The organism is Variovorax sp. UC122_21, from assembly GCF_044056785.1.
In the GTDB taxonomy this organism is placed as follows: domain Bacteria; phylum Pseudomonadota; class Gammaproteobacteria; order Burkholderiales; family Burkholderiaceae_C; genus Variovorax.
This window is the reverse complement of record NZ_CP172004.1, coordinates 4,397,303-4,416,465: the sequence shown is the minus strand read 5'-3', so window position 1 is coordinate 4,416,465 and position 19,163 is coordinate 4,397,303. Positions and strand designations below refer to the sequence as shown.

The window sequence follows — 19,163 nt, the reverse complement described above, 5'->3', positions numbered from 1 at the left end:
AGAAAACCATGACACGACACACCGAACTGCGTATCGACGGCCAGCGCCTCTGGCGCTCGCTGATGGAACTGGCGCGCCTGGGCGCCACCGAGAAGGGCGGCGTCTGCCGCATCGCGCTGACCGAACTCGACCGCCAGGGCCGCGACCTGTTCGTGCGCTGGGTGCGCGAGGCGGGCTGCGAGGTGCGCGTCGACGCCATCGGCAACATCTTCGCGCGCCGCGCCGGCCGCAACGCCGCGCTGCCACCGGTCACCACCGGCAGCCACATCGACACCCAGCCCACGGGCGGCAAGTTCGACGGCAACTACGGCGTGCTGGCCGGGCTGGAGGTGATCCGCTGCCTCAACGACGCCGGCGTGCAGACCGAGGCGCCGATCGAGGTGGCCGTGTGGACCAACGAGGAGGGCTCGCGCTTCGTGCCCGTGATGATGGGCTCGGGCGTGTTCGCCGATGCCTTCACGCTCGAGCATGCGCTCGCGCAGCGCGACACCGAGGGCGTGAGCGTGGCCGAGGCGCTCGAAGCCATCGGCTACGCGGGCAGCGTGCCGGCCTCGGCGGCTTCGTCGCCGGTCGGCGCCTACTTCGAGGCGCACATCGAGCAGGGTCCGGTGCTCGAGGCCCACGAGCGCGTCATCGGCGTGGTCGAGGGCGCGCTGGGCCAGCGCTGGTACGACGTGGTGCTGCAGGGCATGGAGGCCCATGCCGGTCCCACGCCGATGGAGCTGCGCAAGGACGCGCTGCTCGCGGCCGCCGAGCTGGTGACCGAGGTCAACCGCATCGCGCTGGCGCATGCGCCGCACGGGCGCGGCACGGTCGGCTGGATCGATGCCTATCCGAACTCGCGCAACGTGATCCCGGGCCGCGTGAAGCTCAGCGTGGACCTGCGCGCGGCCGACGACGTGGTGCTGTCGGCGATGGACGCCGCGCTCAAGGCCGCGGTGCAGCGCATCGCGGGCACGTCGAAGGTGGAGGCCACGCTCGAGCAGGTCGTGTACTTCCCGCCGCAGCCCTTCACGCCGGCGCTGGTGTCTGCCGTGCGCGAAGCGGCCGAGGCGCAGGGCCTGGGCTGGATGAACGTGATCAGCGGCGCCGGCCACGACGCGGTGTACCTCGCGCGCGTGTGCCCCACGGCGATGATCTTCGTGCCCTGCCGCGACGGCATCAGCCACAACGAGATCGAGGACGCGCAGCCCGATCACCTGGAGGCCGGCTGCAACGTGCTGCTGCAGGCGATGCTTCGCAGCGCCGGGGTGGCCGCATGAAGGTGCTGATCGCGCGTCTCAACCACGAGACCAACACCTTCTCGCCCGTGCCCACGCCGCTCGCGGCCTTCGGGCCCGACGGCCCGACCTTCGGCCAGCAGGCCTACCGCGACAACAAGGGCATGCGCACCGCGATGTCGGCCTTCATCGACCTGGCCGAGGCGGCCGGCGCCGAGCTGGTCACGCCGGTGTCGGCTTCGGCCAACCCGAGCGGGCCGGTCGATGCGCGCGCCTACGACCTGCTCACGCAGTGCATCGTCGACGCGGCGCGGGGCTGCGACGCGATCCTGCTCGACCTGCATGGCGCGATGGTGGCCCACAACAGCGCGGACGGCGAAGGCGACCTGCTGGTGCGGCTGCGCGCCGCCGCGCCCGGCGTGCCAATCGGCGTGGCGCTCGACCTGCATGCCAACGTCACGCCCGCGATGGTGGAGAACGCCGATGTGATCGTCGGCTTCAAGACCTATCCGCACGTCGACATGTACGAGACCGGCGAACACGCGGGCCGGCTGCTGTTCGACCGGCTGGCGGGACGCGCGCGGCCCGCGATGCGCTGGCATTCGCTGCCGCTGATGGCCCACACGCTGCGCAGCGCCTCCTACACCGGCGCGATGCAGCGCGCCATCGACGCCGCGCGCGCGGGCCGAGGCCGCGGGCGAATCGCTCGCGGTCTCGATCCTCGCGGGCTTCTCGCTGTCGGACATCGAGGCGCCGTGCATGAGCGTGATCGTGGTCGACGCGCAATCGGGCGAGCGCGCGCAGGCCACGGCCGATCGCATCGCGGCGCAGATGTGGAACGAGCGCGAGGCCTTCGTCTACGACAGCGAGCCGCTGGCCGACTCGGTCGCGCGCGCGAAGCAGCTGGCCGAAGGCGCCGAGCGTCCTGTGCTGCTGCTCGACCATGGCGACAACTGCATGTCGGGCGGCAGCTGCGACACCATGGACGTGCTGCAGGAAGCGCTGGCCCAGGGGCTCGAGGGCATCGGCGTCGGACCGCTGTGCGATCCCGAGGCGGTGGCCGAACTGGTCGCGGCGGGCGAGGGCGCGCGCGTGACGGTGGCGCTGGGCAACAAGGTCTCGCTGGCCGGCATCGGCCGCGAGAGCGCGCCGGTGCGGCTCACGGGCACGGTGCGCAGCATCTGCGACGGCGAGTACGTCATCACCGGCCCGACCTACACCGGCCAGCGTGCCAGCATGGGCCGCACCGTGCTGTTCGACATCGGCGCCGCGCGCATCGTGGTCACCGAGCGCACGCAGGAACCGTGGGACATCGGCGTGTTCGCATGCACGGGGCTCGATCCGCGCCGCGAGCGCTTCCTGCTGCTGAAGTCGCGCATGTACTGCCGGCCGGTGTTCGAGCCGCTCGCGGCCGCGCTGGTGGAGTGCGACAGCCGTGGCGTGACCAGTTCGGACTACGGGCTGTTCCCGTTCGGCAAGGTGCGGCGGCCGGTGTTTCCGCTCGACCCGATCTGAAGGCTTTCATGACCTCCCGCGTCATGGACCCGAAACGCCGCTGAAACGACCATTCCTTCACCCCGCAACGTCGCGGGCATCCACCGAAGGAATCGTCGCCATGAACACCGCCGCACACGACCCCGCCGCCATCGCCCAGGGCTACATCGCCGTCTGGAACGAGACCGATCCCGCGCGCCGCGCCGCGCTGCTCGAAGCCGGCTGGTCGGCCGACGCGCAGTACGTCGACCCGATCATGCAGGGCAGCGGCCATGCGCAGATCAGCGCGCTGGTCGGCGCCGTGCACCAGCGCTACCCGGGCTTCCGCTTCAACCTGCTGGGCAAGGCCGACGCGCACGGCGACCATGTGCGTTTCTCGTGGACGCTCGGGCCGAGCGGCGCCGAGGACCTGATCCAGGGCACCGACTTCGTGCGGATGGACGCGGGCAAGCTGCGTTCGGTGACCGGCTTTCTCGACAAGGTGCCGGTCGGCGCCTGAGCGGCGCCGCTCTCGAGGCTCCCTCCCCGCTGGGGGAGGGTCGGGGTGGGGGGCACCGGGGCGGTCGACACGGCCTCGGCGCTGCCACCGCTGCGTGCCCCCATCCCGGCCTTCCCCCAGAGGGGGAAGGGGCAAGACCCGATTCAGTCGGCGCCGCCGCTCCCGCGACCGCGCCAGAGCTTGCGGTAGACCGTGGCGCGGCTGATGCCCAGCGCGCGCGCGCCGCCTCGGCCACGTTGCCGCGGGCATCGGCCACGGCCTTGCGGATCAGCGCGGTTTCCACGTCGCGCAGCCGCGGGCGGGCCTCGGGCGCGGCGGCACTGGCACGGCTGCCGTCGCCGCGCTGGGGCCGCACCTGCACCCGCAGGCCCGACCACAGCGGCACCTCGAGCACCGCGTCGCCGCGCCGCGCGGCATCGAACAGCATGTCGAGCGGCAGCGCGAACAGGTCGTTGCAATGCAGGCCGCCCTGGCTGCGCGCCAGCGGCTGGTGCAGCATTTGCCGCGCCGCAGCATTGGCGCCCGTGACGTTGCCGCCGCCGTCGATGCACAGCAGGCCCTCGGCCGCCTCGCTGGTGGCGCAGCCGGGCCAGGCCAGGCGCAGCAGCATCTCGCAGGGCGCGCGCAGCACCAGCGCGTTCTCGATGCTGCGCGCCGACAGGGTCGCGAGGTGGCGCAGCTCGGGCCGCTCGGCCACCTGCACCCCGGTCAGGTCGAGCATGCCGATGCAGTCGCCCTGGGGACCGAACAGCGGCGCGCCGGCGCAGCTGTAGACGCTGGTGTCGTCGAAGAAATGCTCGCCGCCATGCAGCCAGACCGATTCCTGCTCGGCCAGCGCGGTGCCGATCGCGCTGGTGCCGATGGCGCGTTCCGACAGGTCGACGCCGATGCGTGCGATGTTGCGCGCGTAGCGGCTGGCGTCGTCGGTGCCGTCGGGCAGCACGCCGACGTCGACCACGATGCCCTCGGCATCGGTCAGCACGGCGAAATAGCGGGTGTCGGCGATGGCGCGCGACAGGCGTTCGATCACCGGACGCGCGGCCGACACCAGCGCGCGGTTGCGTTCCGCCACCGCGCGCTGGGCGCCGCGGCCCACCGGCTCGAAGCTCACGCGCTGCTGCGGCTGCTGGCCGGCCTCGATGCAGCGCTGCCAGGAGCGGGCGATCCAGGGTTCGATGCGGGTACCGGGCGGGGATGCGCAGATCGGCGGCGTCGCCATGGATCAGGGCCTGTCGGGCCTGGGCGATGGCCAGCGAGCGCTCGGGTGTCGGCAGGGCGTTGGAAGCGAGCATCGGTTTGCGGGGCGCGTGGGACGCCCGTTTTTAGGACCTGCCGAACGGCAAGCTGTTTCATTTTCGAGAATTTCAGGCCCCCGGCGCAAGCGCCGAGGGTTTTGCCTAGGATAGTGCAGGGGGTCGGCATCCAAGAATGCCCTCGGGGCCCGCCCATGCCGCCACGCGGCAGCGAGGTTCGGGCCTGTCAGCCATCACCCTTCACGGAGACAGCCACATGCAGGTAGCCCTCAAGGTCAACGGCCGCTCGGTCACCGTCGACGCGCCACCCAACACCCTCCTCGTGCACGCGATCCGCGAGCACCTCCACCTCACCGGCACCCACGTCGGCTGCGACACCGCCCAGTGCGGCGCCTGCACCGTCCATGTCGACGGCCGGGCCGTCAAGTCGTGCAACATCCTGGCCGCCCAGGTGGCCGGCGCCGAGATCACCACCATCGAGGGCGTGGCCCAGCCCGACGGCACCATGCATCCGATGCAGGCGGCGTTCAAGGAATGCCACGGCCTGCAATGCGGCTTCTGCACCCCGGGCATGGTCATGAGCGCCATCGACCTGTGCACGCACCACCCGAAGTCGAGCGAATCCGAGATCCGCGAGCTGCTCGACGGCAACCTGTGCCGCTGCACCGGCTACCAGAACATCGTCAAGGCGGTGCAGATGGGCGGCGAGGCCATGGCCTCGGGCAACCCGGTTCCGGTCAAAGCCACGGCCGCGGCCTGAGGAGAGCGACATGGGTGCCTCCGACTTCGCGAACCTGCCGCACATCGGCGACGCGCTCCGGCGCAAGGAAGACTACCGGTTCCTGACCGGTGCGGGCAACTACACCGACGACATCACGCTGGCCAACCAGTCGCACGCGGTGTTCGTCCGTTCTCCGCACGCGCATGCGCGTGTCGTCTCGGTCGACATCGCCGATGCGCTCACCATGCCCGGCGTGGTCGGCATCTTCAGCGGCAAGGACATCGAGGGCAAGATGGGCGGGCTGCCCTGCGGCTGGCTGATCAACAACCCCGACGGCACGCCGATGAAGGAGCCGATGCACCCGATCCTCGCGATCAACAAGGTGCGCTACGTCGGCGACCACGTCGCGATGGTGGTGGCCGAGACGGTCGAGCAGGCGAAGAACGCCGCCGAGGCCGTGGTGGTCGAGTACGAGGTGCTGCCCGCGCTGGTCGGCGTGGCCGACGCGGCGAAGAAGGCCGGCGGCGTCACGATCCACGACGAGGCGCCCGACAACCAGTGCTACAAGTGGGCGCTGGGCGACAAGGCGGCGGTCGATGCCGCCTTCGCGGGCGCCGCGCACGTCACGAAGCTCGACCTGGTCAACAACCGGCTGATTCCCAACCCGATCGAGCCGCGCGTGGCCATCGGCAGCTACAGCCGCGGCACCGACGACTACACGCTCTACGTGTCGAACCAGAACCCGCACGTCGAGCGCCTGCTGATGACGGCCTTCGTGCTGGGCCTGCCCGAGCACAAGGTGCGCGTGATCGCGCCCGACGTGGGCGGCGGCTTCGGCTCGAAGATCTTCCTCTACGCCGAGGACGTGTGCCTGACCTGGGCCGCCAAGCAGCTCAACCGCAACATCAAGTGGACGGCCGAGCGCTCGGAATGCTTCCTGTCGGACGCGCACGGCCGCGACCACGTGAGCCATGCCGAGATGGCGATGGACAAGGACGGCAAGTTCCTCGCGATGCGGGTCCACACCGACGCCAACCTCGGCGCCTACCTGTCGACCTTCTCGACCGCGGTGCCGACCATCCTCTACGCCACCCTGCTCGCGGGCCAGTACACCACGCCGCAGATCTATGTCGAGGTCGATGCCTGGTTCACCAACACGGCACCGGTCGACGCCTACCGCGGCGCCGGCCGGCCCGAGGCCACCTACCTGCTCGAGCGGCTGGTCTCGCGCTGCGCCTGGGAGATGAACCTGGGCCAGGACGAGATCCGCAAGCGCAACTTCATCACCGCCTTCCCGTACCAGACGCCGGTGGCGCTGCAGTACGACACCGGCGACTTCCATGCCTGCATGGACAAGGCGCGCAAGCTGGCCGAGGTCGAGGGCTATGCCCAGCGCAAGTCGGCCAGCGAGGCGGCCGGCAAGCTGCGCGGCATCGGCTACTCGAGCTACATCGAGGCCTGCGGCATCGCGCCGTCGAACATCGCGGGCGCGCTCGGCGCGCGCGCGGGCCTGTTCGAGTGCGGCGAGATCCGCGTGCATCCGACCGGCAGCGTGACCGTGTTCACCGGCTCGCACAGCCATGGGCAGGGCCACGAGACCACCTTCGCGCAGGTGGTGGCGGCGCGCCTGGGCATCGCGGTCGACGCGGTCGACGTGGTGCACGGCGATACCGGCCGCGTGCCCTTCGGCATGGGCACCTACGGCTCGCGCTCGATCTCGGTCGGCGGCGCGGCCATCATGAAGGCGCTCGACAAGATCGAGGCCAAGGCCAAGAAGATCGCCGCGCACCTGATGGAGGCGAGCGACGCCGACATCGAGTTCGCCAACGGCGAGTTCACGGTCAAGGGCACCGACAAGAAGATCCCGTTCGGCCAGGTGGCGCTGACGGCCTACGTGCCGCACAACTACCCGCTCGACAAGCTCGAGCCGGGCCTCAACGAAACCGCCTTCTACGACCCGACCAACTTCACCTTCCCGGGCGGCACCTACATCTGCGAGGTCGAGGTCGACCGGCAGACCGGCGAGGTGCGCGTGGACCGCTTCACCGCGGTCGACGACTTCGGCACCATCATCAATCCGATGATCGTCGAGGGCCAGGTGCACGGCGGGCTGGTGCAGGGCATCGGCCAGGCGCTGCTCGAGAACTGCGTCTACGACAACGAGACCGGCCAGCTGCTGACCGGCAGCTTCATGGACTACGCCATGCCGCGCGCCGCCGAGTTCCCGCAGTTCAAGCTCGACACCGTCTGCACGCCCTGCACCCACAACCCGCTGGGCACCAAGGGCTGCGGCGAGGCGGGCGCGATCGGCTCGCCGCCGGCGGTCATCAACGCCGTGCTCGATGCGCTGGCCCCGCTGGGCGTGAAGGACTTCGACATGCCGGCCTCGTCGAGCCGCGTCTGGGAAGCGATGCAGAAGGGCAGCGGCAGCGCGGCCAGCGACCCGGTGGCGCAGCAGCCCGCGCTGGCCGCCAGCACGCAGGGCCGTCCGGCCGCCTGACCCACCCCCTCCCTACAAATAAAGAAGGAACCACCCCATGTACGCCTTCACGTTCGAACGGCCCGCGGCCCTGGCCGACGCCGTCAAGCTGGCCGAAGCCGGCGGCAAGCCCCTGGCGGGCGGCCAGACCCTGCTGGCTTCGATGAAGCTGCGCCTCTCGGCGCCCGAACAGCTCGTCGACCTCGGCGGCATCAAGGAACTCACCGGCATCCGCAAGGACGGCGACGCCATCGTCATCGGTGCCATGTCGCGCCACCTCGACGTGGCCAACAACGCCGAGGTGAAGGCCGCCTTCCCGGCGCTGGCCGACCTGGCCTCGCGCATCGGCGACCGGCAGGTGCGCGCGATGGGCACCCTCGGCGGCTCGGTGGCCAACAACGATCCGGCCGCCTGCTATCCGAGCGCGGTGCTGGCAACCGGCGCGACCGTGGTCACGAGCAAGCGCGAGATCGCGGCCGACGACTTCTTCCAGGGCCTGTTCACCACGGCGCTCGAAGAGGGCGAGCTGATCACCGCGATCCGCTTCCCGATCCCCAAGCGCGCGGTCTACGAGAAGCTGCGCCAGAAGGCCTCGCATTTCCCGCTGGTCGGCGTGTTCCTCGCGCAGTACGACAGCGGCGTGCGCGTGGCCATCACCGGCGCGGGCAACGGCGTGTTCCGGCACGCGGGGCTCGAGGATGCGCTGAACAAGAGCTTCACCGCCGCGGCCGCGGCCGGCGTGAAGATCGACGCCGGCGAGCTCAACACCGACCTGCACGCCACGGCGGCCTACCGCGCCAACCTGATCAACGTGCTGACGCAGCGCGCGGTGACGAAGGCGCTGGGCTGATCCAGCAGCCGTCGAACACGGGCTGACCGGACGCGAAGAACGCGAAGGTTTCGCGAAGGGCGCAAAAGAACATCCGAAGAAGTTTTTCGGTTTCCCTTTCGCGCCCTTCGCGAAACCTTCGCGTCCTCTGCGTCCGGATGTCCGCTTCCCGGCGTCCTCCCTGCGGCCGTGCATTACCCTAGGCCATGACCTTCGAGACCATCGACTCCCTCACCGACGGCCTGCTGCGCGCCGGCTACTACGCCGACCGCCGGCTCGCGACCGCCGTGTTCCTCGCGCTGAAGCTGCAGCGTCCGCTGCTGCTCGAGGGCGAGCCCGGCGTGGGCAAGACCGAGCTCGCGAAGGCGCTGGCCAAGGCGCTGCAGCGCGAGCTGCTGCGGCTGCAGTGCTACGACGGCCTCGAGCAGCGCGAGGCGCTCTATGAATGGAACTACGCCGCGCAGCTGCTGCACATGCGCGCGGTCGAGGCCTCGGGCGCGGTGCGCGACGTCGAGGCCGAGGTCTACCAGCCGCACTACCTGATCCGACGCCCGCTGCTGCAGGCGCTGCAGGCGCCGGCCCCGGGCGCGGTGCTGCTGATCGACGAGGTCGACCGCGCCGACGAGCCCTTCGAGGCCTTCCTGCTCGAGTACCTCGGCGAGTACCAGGTCAGCATTCCCGAGCTCGGCACCATCCGCGCCGAGGTGGCGCCGGTCACCATCCTCACGAGCAACCGCACGCGCGAACTCAACGACGCCGTGAAGCGGCGCTGCCTCTACCACTGGCTCGACTATCCCGAGCGCGAGCGCGAACTGGCCATCGTGCGCGCCCAGGTGCCGGGCGTGGGCGAGAAGCTGTCGGCGCAGGTGGCCGACTTCGCGGCCCGCCTGCGCAGCGCGCCCTTCGTCAACGCCTTCCAGCGCGCGCCCGGCATTGCCGAGAGCGTGGAGTGGGCGCGGGCGCTGATCGCGCTCGACACGGTCGAGCTCGATCCCGAGGTGGTGTCCGACACCGCCGGCATCCTGTTCAAGCAGCGCGACGACGTGGCGGCGCTGACGCGCGAGCTGGCGAGCGAGCTGCTGAAGCCGGAACCGGAGCAGGCCGGCGCGTGAGATGAGGGCGCGATGCAGCAACTAGGCGACGCCCGCACCGGCAAGCTGGCCGGCAACATCGCCGCCTTCGGCCGGGCGCTGCGCCGCGCGGGCGTGCGCACCGACGCCGCGCGCATCGCGCTGGCCGAGGAGGCCGCCACGCTGGTCGGCGTGGAGCGCAGGATCGACCTGAGCGCCGCGCTCGAGGCCGTGATGGTGAGCCGCGAGCAGGACCGGCTGGTGTTCCGCGAGCTGTTCGACGCCTGGTTCCGCGATCCCGAACTCGCCAACAAGCTGCTCGCGCAGATGCTGCCGAGCGCCGAGGGCAAGGCCGAGCCCTCGAAGCGCCGGCCGCGCGTGCGCGAGGCGCTGGCCGCGCCGCGCGATCCGCACAAGCCGCCGCTGGCCGCCTTGCCCGACAAGGAGGTCGAGTTCGACGCCGCGATGACCGCGAGCGACCGCCAGCGGCTGCACCATGCCGATTTCAATGCGCTGGGCGCGGCCGAATACCGGCTGGTCGAGCGGCTCGCGCGCGACATCTCGCTGCCAGTGCCGCGGCTGCCGACGCGGCGCCTGCGCCCGGCCGGCGAGAGCGGCCGCCATGCGCGCATGCACTGGCCCGGCGTACTGCGCGAGGCGGCGCGCACCGGCGGCGAGATGCTGCGCCTGCCGCGGCTGGCGCGGCGCGAACAGCCGCTGCCGCTCTTGGTGCTGGTCGACGTCTCGGGCTCGATGGAGCGCTATGCGCGGCTGCTGCTGGCCTTCCTGCACGCGGCCACGCGGCGCGCGGGCCGGCGCGACGTGTTCGCCTTCGGCACCGGGCTGACCGACCTCACGCCGGCCTTCCGGCTGGCCGACACCGACGACATGCTGGCCACGGCCAGCCTCGCCATCGACGATTTCGCGGGCGGCACGCGGCTCGGCAGCTCGCTGGCCGAGCTGCGCCAGCGCCATGCGCGCCGGCTGACCGGCCGCCGCACGCTGGTGCTGGTGATCAGCGACGGGCTCGACACCGGCGAGCCGGCCCAGCTCGCACAGGAACTGCAGTGGCTCAAGCGCCATTCGCGCCGGCTGCTGTGGCTCAACCCGCTGCTGCGCTTCGAGGGCTACGCCCCTTTGGCGCGTGGGGCCGGCGTGCTGCACCGCCATGCGGACGCGATGCTCGCGGTTCACAATCTCAGCGCGCTCGAACAGCTGGCCGCGAGTCTCGCGGCGCTGATGCGGTCGGGACGCTAGCGTTCTCCCGGCCGCGACGGGACAGGATCACAAGAAGGAAAGACCACCATGGAAATGCTCGGTAACCGCCGGCTCGCCATCACCCAGCAACAGGCCTGGGAGGCGCTCAACGACCCGGAAACGCTCAAGAAGTGCATTCCCGGCTGCGACAAGTTCGAGCTGACGGGCGAGAACACCTACAGCGTGGGCCTCGCGGTCAAGATCGGCCCGGTGTCGGCCAAGTTCAGCGGCAAGGTGATGCTCTCGGACATCGTCGCGCCCGACGGCTACAAGCTCAGCTTCGAAGGGCAGGGCGGCGTGGCCGGCTTCGCCAAGGGCTCGTCGAGCGTGACCTTGCGGCCGCTGGCCGATGCCGCGCCGGCGGCGGCGCCCGCGGACGCCCCGGTGGCCGAGGGCGCGGAGAGCGCGCCCGCCGCCGCCGCAGTCGGCTGCGAGCTCGACTACACCGTGCAGGCCCAGGTCGGCGGCAAGATCGCCCAGCTCGGCCAGCGCCTGATCGACGGCGCGGCCAAGTCCACGGCCGACGATTTCTTCAAGCGCTTCGAAGCCGAAATGCAAAGCCGCTACGGCCCGCCGCCGGCGGCAGCGCCCGAGAATGCGGAAGCGGCGGCCGAGAAGACCGGCGCGGTGGCAGGCTTCATGAAGAAGATCGGCCTCGGCAAGAAATCGGAGAAGGACGCCGAACCCGGCACGGGCGGCGACTCCTCCAGCGGCGGCTGAGGCGGCCGCAGGATCCGGCTCCCACGAAAGAAGACGCGATGGAAAACCTCGACGTGATGGTGCTGCGCACGCTGCGCGACTGGCGGCGTGCCGGCAAGCGCGCGCTGCTGACCACGGTGGTGCGCACCTGGGGCTCGTCGCCGCGGCCCGTGGGCTCGATCATGGCGCTGGCCGAAGACGGCGCGGTGGTCGGGTCGGTCTCGGGCGGCTGCATCGAGGACGACCTGATCGCGCGCTACAGCCATGCCCACGGCCAGGCCGAGGAGGTGCCGCTGGGCGCGCCGCCCGCGCTGGTGAAGTACGGCATCACGGCCGACGAGGCGCATCGCTTCGGCCTGCCCTGCGGCGGCACGCTCGAGCTGCTGCTCGAGTACGCGCCCGACGCGGGCGCGCTCGACACGCTGGTGTCGCAGCTCGAGCAGGGCCGGCTGATGCGGCGCACCGTCGAGCTGGCCACGGGCGTGGTACGGCTCGAGGAGGCCAAGGCGCCCGACGAACTCACGGTCAACGACACCGAGCTCGCCAACACCTTCGGTCCCGAGTACCGCATGCTGCTGATCGGCGCCGGCCAGCTCGCCGAGTACCTCGCGACCATGGCCAAGTTCAGCGGCTTCGCGGTCACCTTGTGCGATCCGCGCGCCGAGTACCGCACCGCCTGGTCGCTGCCCGGCGTGCAGATCACCACCGAGATGCCCGACGACGCGGTGCTGGCCTTCCGGCCCGACCGCCGCAGCTGCGTGGTGGCGCTCACGCACGACCCCAAGCTCGACGACCTCGCGCTGCTCGAGGCGCTGCAGAGCGATGCCTTCTACGTCGGCGCCATCGGTTCGCGCCGCAATGCCGACGCGCGGCGCGACCGCATGATCGAGCACTTCGACCAGACCACCGAATCGCTGGCGCGGCTGCGCGGGCCGATCGGCATCTACATCGGCAGCAAGACGCCGCCCGAGATCGCGGTCAGCGTGATGGCGGAGATCCTCGCGGTGAAGAACGCCGTGCCGCTGCCGCGCGAGATGGAAGTGGCGCGCGCCAAGGAACGGCTGCTGCCGGCCTGAGCCGCAGGGGCTACTCGACCCCGAGCAGGTCGTAGATGCGCCGCACGTAGAGGCCGAACTCGGCGCTGGTCTTGATGTGCAGGGTGCGCGGCGCGGGCAGCTCGATCGGAAAGAAATCGGCCATGCGCGCCGGCCCCGCGGTGAGCACCGCGCAGTGCGAGCCGAGGAACACCGCCTCCTGGATGCTGTGCGTGACCACCACGAAGGTGGTGCGGCTGCGCTCCCAGATCCGCAGCATCTCGAGGTTCATCTTCTCGCGCGTGAGTGCATCGAGCGCGCCGAAGGGTTCGTCCATCAGCACCAGCTTCGGTTCGTGGATCAGCGCGCGCGCGATCGCGGCGCGCTGCTGCATGCCGCCCGAGAGTTCGTAGGGCCGCTTGTCGGCGAAGCCCGCGAGGCCGACCATCTCGAGCAGTTCGTGCGCGCGTTGCGTCGCGGCCTTGCGGTCGAGGCCGAGGATGTCGGCCGGCAGCAGCACGTTCTCGAGGATGGTGCGCCACTTCAAGAGCAGCGGCTGCTGGAACACCATGCCCACATCGCGGCCCGGTTCGAAGGCCTGGCCGCCGCCGATCTCCAGCGTGCCGCCGTCGTGGCCGTGCAGCCCGGCGAGGATCTTCAGCAGCGTCGACTTGCCGCAGCCCGAGGGGCCGACCAGCGACACCATGTCGCCCGCGTGGATGTCCATCGTGACGTCGGAGACAGCGAGGAACTCCTGGTCGCGGCGGCGGTAGACCTTGCGCAGGCCGCGCATGCGGATCAGCGGCACTTCGACCTCCGCTCGGGCCTGCGCGCGGACGGCAGCCTCGGTCATGCGAGCCACCGTGCGAGGTTGTCGCGCACGAAGACATCGTCGGCGAGGTCGCCGTGCGCGGCGTACACGCGGTCGATCTCGGCCGACTGGCCCGCGCCCAGGCCCTCGGCCGGATCGAGGCACCAGATGCCCTCGAGCAGGCCCTGGCGCCGCAGCACCTCGTGGCAGCCCGCGATGCAGCCGTGGAAATTGTTCGCCACGTCGAAGAAGGCGGCGTTGCAGTCGGTCACGCGCGCATCGAGCGCGAGCAGCTCGGGGCTCAGGTTGCCTTGGCCGGCGGCCAGCTCGGCCTGGATGCGCGCGAGCAGCTGCACCGCGCCCGCGGTCCACACCGACCAGTGGCCCAGCAGGCCGCCGCGAAAGCGCACCTGCACCGGCGCGCCGTCGCGCATGGCCGCGAAGGGCAGGGCGAGGTCGAGCACGATGTGGTCGTCGTTGCCGGTGTAGAGGAACACGCGCTCCTCGGCGCGCGCCTCGACCACGCCGCGCACCACGTCGATGGTGCGGTAGCGGTTGAAGGGCGCGACCTTGATCGCGAGCACGTTCGGGATCGAGGCGAAGCGGCGCCAGAAGTCGCTCGACAGCACCGGGCCGCCGACCACGGTCTGCAGGTAGAAGCCGATCAGCGGGATCTCCTGCGCGACCGCCTCGCAGTGGGCGATCAGCGCGTCTTCCGAGGCGCCGGCCAGCGCGGCCAGGCTCAAGAGGCCCGCGTGGTAGCCGAGCGAGACGGCGGTGCGGGCCTCGGCGCTCGCCTGCGCGGTGGGGCCGCAGAGGCCGGCGATCATCGCCATCGGCCGGTCGCTCCAGGCCAGCCGGTCGGTCATCGCGGCCTCGAGCACCTCGGCATAGAGGCCGCGCTCGCGGATCGCGAATTGCGTGGTGTGCACGCCGACCGCGAGCCCGCCCGCGCCGGCATCGACGTAGTAGCGCGTGAGCGCGCGCTGGCGCCGGCGGTCGAAGCGGCGTTCGGCATCGAGCGCGAGCGGATGGGCCGGGATCACGGTGCCCTTGGCGAGCAGCGCGAGCACGTCGGCGGGCAGGTCGGAGCGGTTCAATGGCATGTGCGAAGTCCTCAGCCGAACTCGGGGCCGGCAATGGCGTAGATGAACGAGGGATGACCGGCCGGCGCCGCCGCGCCCGTGGGCGGCAGCGCCATGCGCGCGAAGCCGCGCTGGGGCTCGAAACCGGCGGCGCGCAGTGCCTGCGCGAGTTGCGCGCGGCCGTCGGGCACGTCGATCAGCACCGGGCCGGCGATACCGGCGAGCGCGCGCGGCAGCAGCGCGCGGGCATGGGCTTCGTCGGCCGCGAGCAGCGGGCCGATGTGATGGGCGACGCGGCCCTCTCGCACGACGGCGAAGGCGCGGCCATCGCGCACGCAGCGGCTGCCGGTGCGCGCGAGCAGGTCGGCGAGCACCTGGGGGCGGGCGAGGCCCAGGGCCTCGGTGTCGAGCGCGGCGAGCGGCGCGGCATCGGGCCGGTCGCCCGGCGCGGGATCGGCCGCATGCGCGAGCGCCTCGCGGCGCCAGCGCGTGAGCCGCCACAGCGGCGCGAAACCGAAGCTCGCATAGAGCGGCTCGCCCTGCGGCGTGGCATCGAGCATCGCGATGCGGCCCTGCGCGCGCACGCGCTCGAGGCAGTGCGCGAACACCGCGCGGCCCAGGCCCTGCCCGCGCGCGTCGGGGGCCACGAGGATCATGCTGATCCAGGCGGCGCCGGGATCTTTGCGCGGCGCGTCGGCCGCGCGCTCCATCGGCAGCACCGCGCCGCTGGCGACGATGCTGCCTTCGCCGTCGCGTATCGCATGCACGCTGCCGAGCCGCTCGAACAGCCGCCAGTCCGCCGCGAGCTGGTTCCAGCCGCTGGCCGCGACCAGCGCGTCCAGCTGCGGCAGGTCGCGCGGCGAGAGCGCGTCCAGCGTTTCGACGAGGGCGGTGGCGGGCACGGTGTCTTCCTTCAGTACCTGCCGTCGCGCGATTCGAACTTGGTCGGCTTGCCGTACTGGCGCTGCTCGCGCGCGATCCAGTCGGCGACCCAGCCCACGAGCTGCGACAGCGGCACGCGCGGATAGCCGAACAGCCGCTCGGCCTCGCCGGTGTTCATGAGCCAGGCGGTGGGCGCCTCGCTGCCCGCGATCTGCACCGGCTTGCCGAAGCGGCGGCCGAACTCCTCGGCCAGCCAGCGGATCGAGGTGGTCTCGGGGCCGCTCACGTTGAGCGGCGAGGTCGGCACCGTCGCGGCCGCGAGGCAGCGCAGCGCCTGCGCGTTGGCGTCGCCCTGCCAGATCACGTTGACGTGGCCCATGGTCACGTCCACCGGCTCGCCGCGCCAGACCTTGCCGGCCACGTCGGCCAGCACACCGTAGCGCAGGTCGATGGCGTAGCTCAGGCGGAACAGCCGGCCCGGCGTGCCGTGGCGCTGCGAGAAGTACTCGAACATGCGCTCGCGGCCCACGCAGGAGTTGGCGTACTCGCCGGGCGGATTGGGCGCCTCGCTCTCGTGCGCGCCCTGGCCGATCACCGGCACGAAGGGATAGACGCAGGCGGTGGAGAAGGCCACGATGCGCGAGCCGCTGAAGTGCTGCGCCACCAGTGCGGGCACATGCGCGTTCATGGCCCAGGTCAGCGGGTTGTCGGCATCGGCGCCGAACTTGCGCCCGGCCATGAAGACCACGTTGGGCGTGCGCGGCAGCTTCGCGATCGCCTCGGCGTCGAGCAGGTCGCAGGCCAGGGTCTCGATGCCGTGCGCCTCGAGCGCCTCGCGCACGCCGGCCTCGCTGAAGCGCGCCACCGCGATCACGCGCCGGCCCGGCATCGCGTTCTTCGCCAGTCGCGCGAGCGTCGGGCCCATCTTGCCGCCGACGCCGAGCACCATCAGGTCGCCGTCGATGCGCGCCATGTCGCGCAGCAGGTCGCGCGAGGGCGTGGCGAGGTAGTCCTCGAGCGCGGCCTCGGTGTCGAAGCGTTCGGGGAAGGGGAGGTCGTCGAGCACAGGGATGGTGGTGTTCATTGGATTCGGGCGTCCTGGGTGATGAAGAGGCGCTCCAGCAGCAGCACCAGCAGGTAGAGCAGCACGCCCAGGCCGGTGATGAGGAGCACGGCCATGAAGACCGCGGGGGTGTCGAGCGAGGCCTGCACCTGGATCATCAGGTAGCCCAGGCCGCGCTCCGACGCGATGAACTCGCCCACCACCGCACCCGCGACCGCGAGGATGGTGGCGACCTTCATGCCCGAGAACACGTAGGGCAGCGAGCCCGGCAGCTGGATGTAGCGGAACAGCTGCCAGCGCGAGCCCTTGAGCGCGCGCACCAGGTCGAGCAGCTCGGGCTCGGTCTCGTTGAGCCCGCGGATCGTGGTCAGCAGGATCGGGAAGAAGCACAGGCTGAAGGTGATCAGGATGTTCGGCCCGATGCCGTAGCTGAACCACACGATCACCAGCGGGCCCATCGCCACCTTCGGGATCATGTTGAGCGTGACCAGCAGCGGGAAGGCCACCAGCATCAGACGCCGGCTGGTGACGAACAGCAGCGCGCAGAGGATGCCGAGCACCAGGCCCAGCACGTAGCCGCCGAACACCTCGAGCGCGGTCACTCCGGTGTTCATGAGCCAGGCGTGCTGCGGATTGGCCAGCGTGGCGAGCACCTTCGACGGCGCCGGCAGCACGAAGGGCTGGATCTGGAAGGCGCGCACCGCGAACTCCCACAGCAGCACCGCGGCGATGTGCACTGCGACCACCACGGCCCAGCGCTGCCAGGCGGGGCGTTCGCCGGACAGCGGCGCGGAGCTTGCGGTGGGCGGGGAGGCGCCGTCGGATGCCGTCATCTCAATTCCTGTGGAAGGAAACAATGCGGCGGATCATAGGCAGGCTGGCCGATCGAGTCAACCAACCAGTTGATAAAAAGCGGCGCGAGGGCCGCGGGCGCTCAGGGCCGCAGCGCGTTGAGCGCGAACTCGATCACGTGGCGGCGGCGCTTGAGCAGCGCGCCGCGCGCGTCGAGCGGGGTGCCGAAGATGGCCGACAGCGTGTGGTTGTTCGAGAAGAAGAAGTAGGAGATGCCGGCGATCGAGATGTAGAGGTTGATCGCGTCGAAGTCGGCGCGGAACACGCCCGCGGCCACGCCGCGCTCGAGCGTGGCCTCGAGCATCTCGATGAAGGGCGAGTGCATCTTCTGCAGCCGCTCCGACTCGTGCAGGTGCTCGCCGCGGTTGCGGTTCTCGTCGGCCAGCATGGCGATGAACTCGGGATGCTCGGCCAGGTAGTCGAAGGAGAAGGCCACCAGCTGCGCCATCGCCTCGCGCGGCTCGAGCGCGCCGAGCTCGAGCTTCTGTTCCTTCTCGCGGATCTCGGCATAGACCGATTCGAGCGCCACCAGGTACAGCCCCTGCTTGCTCTCGAAGTAGTGGTAGACGAGCTGCTTGTTCACGCCCGCGGCGGAGGCGATCTCGTCGACGCGCGCGCCCGCGAAGCCCTTGGTCGCGAACTCGGCGACCGCGGCGGCGATCAGCGCCTGCTTGGCGGCGACGGGGTCGCGCTCGCGGCGCGTGGCGACGGGGACGGTGGCCGCCGGTGTGGCGGCGGGCGCGGTGGCGGGTCCGGTGGCGGACTTGCGGGAGGTGGCGGAAGGCATGGTCGGATTCTGTCTCCAGGGCGGGAAGGCTTCGATTGCCTATCAACCAAACAGTTGGTAATATGAATTTCAGGATCTGTTTGTACCTTCTTTTGGAGTGAGCTGCATGAAAAAGCTGTTGTCGGTGGCTGGCGCCGCCGCCGTTCTCGCGCTGCAGGGCCCCGCGGCATTCGCCGCCGATTCCATGAGCCTGATGCTCAACTGGACGCCCACGGCGGACCATGCGCCGCTCTACTACGCGAAGTCCAAGGGCTGGTATTCGGAGGCCGGCATCGACCTCAACATCGAGGCCGGCAAGGGCTCGGCCGTGTCGGCGCAGCGCGTGGGCACGGGCGGCAGCGAGCTCGGCATCTCCGACCTGCCGACCACCATCCAGGCCCGCGGCAAGGGCGCCGACGTGAAGGCGCTGATGGTGATCTACGCCAACAGCCCGCAGGGCTTCTACTGGCTCAAGTCCTCGGGCATCCAGGGGCCGAAGGACTTCGCGGGCCGCAAGATCGGCAATCCGCCGGGCGACGCCGCGCGCCTGATGTGGCCGGCCTTCGCGAAGAAGACCGGCCTCGACCCGGCCAGCGTGAGCTTCGTCAACGTGAGCCCGCAGGCCAAGGTCGCGGCGCTCAAGAGCAAGTCGGTCGACATCATCAGCGACTTCTACAACGAGCACGACCTCAAGGTGCGCGAGTTCGGCGACGACCTCGGCTTCCAGCCCTGGCGCACGGCCGGCGTGAACGTCTACGGCAACTCGCTGATCGTCAACGGTGCCTACCTCGCGAAGAAGCCCGAGCAGGTGAAGAAGTTCGTCGCCGTCACGCAGCGCGCCTACGAGGCCTGCGTGAAGGACTTCGCGCCCTGCCTGCAGGCGCTGACCGCGAGCGTGAGCGGCCTGTCGCCCGACAACCAGCGCGACCAGTGGGAACGCATCAAGCAGCTGATGCGCGACGACACCACCACCAAGGTGGCGCTCGGCGCCTTCGATGGCGCGCGCGTGAAGGCCGACTACGAGCTGGTCTCGTCGCTGATCGGCATCGAGAAGCCCTACGACCCCGCGCTGCTGTTCAGCAACGACTTCCTCGACAAGAACGTGCGCATGGCGCCCTGAGCGCCTCGGCGCCGCGGGCCCTCACACCT

Annotated in this window: 16 protein-coding genes and 2 pseudogenes; 11 read left to right on the top strand and 7 right to left on the bottom strand. The window is 70.9% G+C overall.

Features of this window, described 5'->3' with window-relative positions:
* Nucleotides 1-8 precede the first annotated feature (8 nt).
* The 3 genes and pseudogenes from ACHMXE_RS33495 to ACHMXE_RS33485 all read left to right on the top strand — a co-directional run bounded on the left by ACHMXE_RS33495 (nt 9) and on the right by ACHMXE_RS33485 (nt 3,213).
* Complete coding sequence (locus ACHMXE_RS33495) at nt 9-1,262, top strand: Zn-dependent hydrolase (RefSeq protein ID WP_209541156.1); 1,254 nt, start codon at nt 9-11, stop codon at nt 1,260-1,262.
* A pseudogene (locus ACHMXE_RS33490) lies at nt 1,259-2,735 on the top strand (M81 family metallopeptidase). Before ACHMXE_RS33495 ends, ACHMXE_RS33490 begins: the two are co-directional and overlap by 4 nt.
* Before the next feature lie 100 nt (nt 2,736-2,835).
* Entirely contained in the window at nt 2,836-3,213 is a 378-nt protein-coding gene (locus tag ACHMXE_RS33485; RefSeq protein WP_395348308.1) for a nuclear transport factor 2 family protein, read from the top strand.
* 691 nt (nt 3,214-3,904) lie between these two features.
* On the opposite strand, the pseudogene ACHMXE_RS33480 reads toward ACHMXE_RS33485, so the two are convergent.
* Nucleotides 3,905-4,432, bottom strand: a pseudogene (locus ACHMXE_RS33480) (GAF domain-containing protein); the annotation flags it as partial.
* Nucleotides 4,433-4,722: 290 nt separating this feature from the next.
* Here ACHMXE_RS33480 and ACHMXE_RS33475 point away from each other — a divergent pair.
* From ACHMXE_RS33475 to ACHMXE_RS33445, 7 genes are all read left to right on the top strand, one after another.
* Complete coding sequence (locus ACHMXE_RS33475; protein ID WP_203205051.1) at nt 4,723-5,226, top strand: (2Fe-2S)-binding protein; 504 nt, start codon at nt 4,723-4,725, stop codon at nt 5,224-5,226.
* A gap of 10 nt (nt 5,227-5,236) precedes the next feature.
* Nucleotides 5,237-7,687: a xanthine dehydrogenase family protein molybdopterin-binding subunit gene (locus ACHMXE_RS33470; protein ID WP_395348305.1), complete on the top strand. Its 2,451-nt coding sequence runs from the start codon at nt 5,237-5,239 to the stop codon at nt 7,685-7,687.
* Nucleotides 7,688-7,724: 37 nt separating this feature from the next.
* Entirely contained in the window at nt 7,725-8,516 is a 792-nt protein-coding gene (locus ACHMXE_RS33465) for a xanthine dehydrogenase family protein subunit M (protein ID WP_209541152.1), read from the top strand.
* Nucleotides 8,517-8,701: 185 nt separating this feature from the next.
* The gene (locus tag ACHMXE_RS33460; protein ID WP_203205054.1) at nt 8,702-9,607 is read left to right on the top strand and encodes a MoxR family ATPase; all 906 of its coding nucleotides are present in this window, start codon (nt 8,702-8,704) and stop codon (nt 9,605-9,607) included.
* 12 nt (nt 9,608-9,619) lie between these two features.
* Nucleotides 9,620-10,822 carry a VWA domain-containing protein gene (locus tag ACHMXE_RS33455; protein WP_395348303.1) on the top strand — a complete coding sequence of 401 codons (1,203 nt, stop codon included), beginning with the start codon at nt 9,620-9,622 and terminating at the stop codon, nt 10,820-10,822.
* Between the two features lie 48 nt (nt 10,823-10,870).
* Nucleotides 10,871-11,542, top strand: coding sequence for a CoxG family protein (locus ACHMXE_RS33450; protein ID WP_395348301.1), 672 nt, complete (start codon nt 10,871-10,873; stop codon nt 11,540-11,542).
* A gap of 38 nt (nt 11,543-11,580) precedes the next feature.
* Complete coding sequence (locus ACHMXE_RS33445; protein WP_395348299.1) at nt 11,581-12,597, top strand: XdhC family protein; 1,017 nt, start codon at nt 11,581-11,583, stop codon at nt 12,595-12,597.
* Nucleotides 12,598-12,607: 10 nt separating this feature from the next.
* On the opposite strand, the gene ACHMXE_RS33440 is transcribed toward ACHMXE_RS33445, so the two are convergent.
* The 6 genes from ACHMXE_RS33440 to ACHMXE_RS33415 form a co-directional block, all read right to left on the bottom strand.
* On the bottom strand, nt 12,608-13,408 hold the full coding sequence (locus ACHMXE_RS33440) for an ABC transporter ATP-binding protein (RefSeq protein ID WP_209541149.1): 801 nt from the start codon (nt 13,406-13,408) through the stop codon (nt 12,608-12,610).
* On the bottom strand, nt 13,405-14,472 hold the full coding sequence (locus tag ACHMXE_RS33435; protein ID WP_395348297.1) for a dihydrodipicolinate synthase family protein: 1,068 nt from the start codon (nt 14,470-14,472) through the stop codon (nt 13,405-13,407). The genes ACHMXE_RS33440 and ACHMXE_RS33435 overlap by 4 nt, the downstream gene beginning before the upstream one ends.
* An 11-nt stretch (nt 14,473-14,483) precedes the next feature.
* Entirely contained in the window at nt 14,484-15,353 is an 870-nt protein-coding gene (locus ACHMXE_RS33430; RefSeq protein WP_395348295.1) for a GNAT family N-acetyltransferase, read from the bottom strand.
* 11 nt (nt 15,354-15,364) lie between these two features.
* Nucleotides 15,365-16,417: an NAD-dependent epimerase/dehydratase family protein gene (locus ACHMXE_RS33425; RefSeq protein WP_395348293.1), complete on the bottom strand. Its 1,053-nt coding sequence runs from the start codon at nt 16,415-16,417 to the stop codon at nt 15,365-15,367.
* Complete coding sequence (locus ACHMXE_RS33420) at nt 16,414-17,229, bottom strand: ABC transporter permease (protein ID WP_209541145.1); 816 nt, start codon at nt 17,227-17,229, stop codon at nt 16,414-16,416. Before ACHMXE_RS33420 ends, ACHMXE_RS33425 begins: the two co-directional genes overlap by 4 nt.
* A 101-nt stretch (nt 17,230-17,330) precedes the next feature.
* Nucleotides 17,331-18,035: a TetR family transcriptional regulator gene (locus ACHMXE_RS33415; protein WP_395348291.1), complete on the bottom strand. Its 705-nt coding sequence runs from the start codon at nt 18,033-18,035 to the stop codon at nt 17,331-17,333.
* 106 nt (nt 18,036-18,141) lie between these two features.
* On the opposite strand from ACHMXE_RS33415, the gene ACHMXE_RS33410 reads away from it, so the two are divergent.
* Complete coding sequence (locus tag ACHMXE_RS33410) at nt 18,142-19,134, top strand: ABC transporter substrate-binding protein (RefSeq protein WP_281081194.1); 993 nt, start codon at nt 18,142-18,144, stop codon at nt 19,132-19,134.
* Nucleotides 19,135-19,163: the final 29 nt, after the last annotated feature.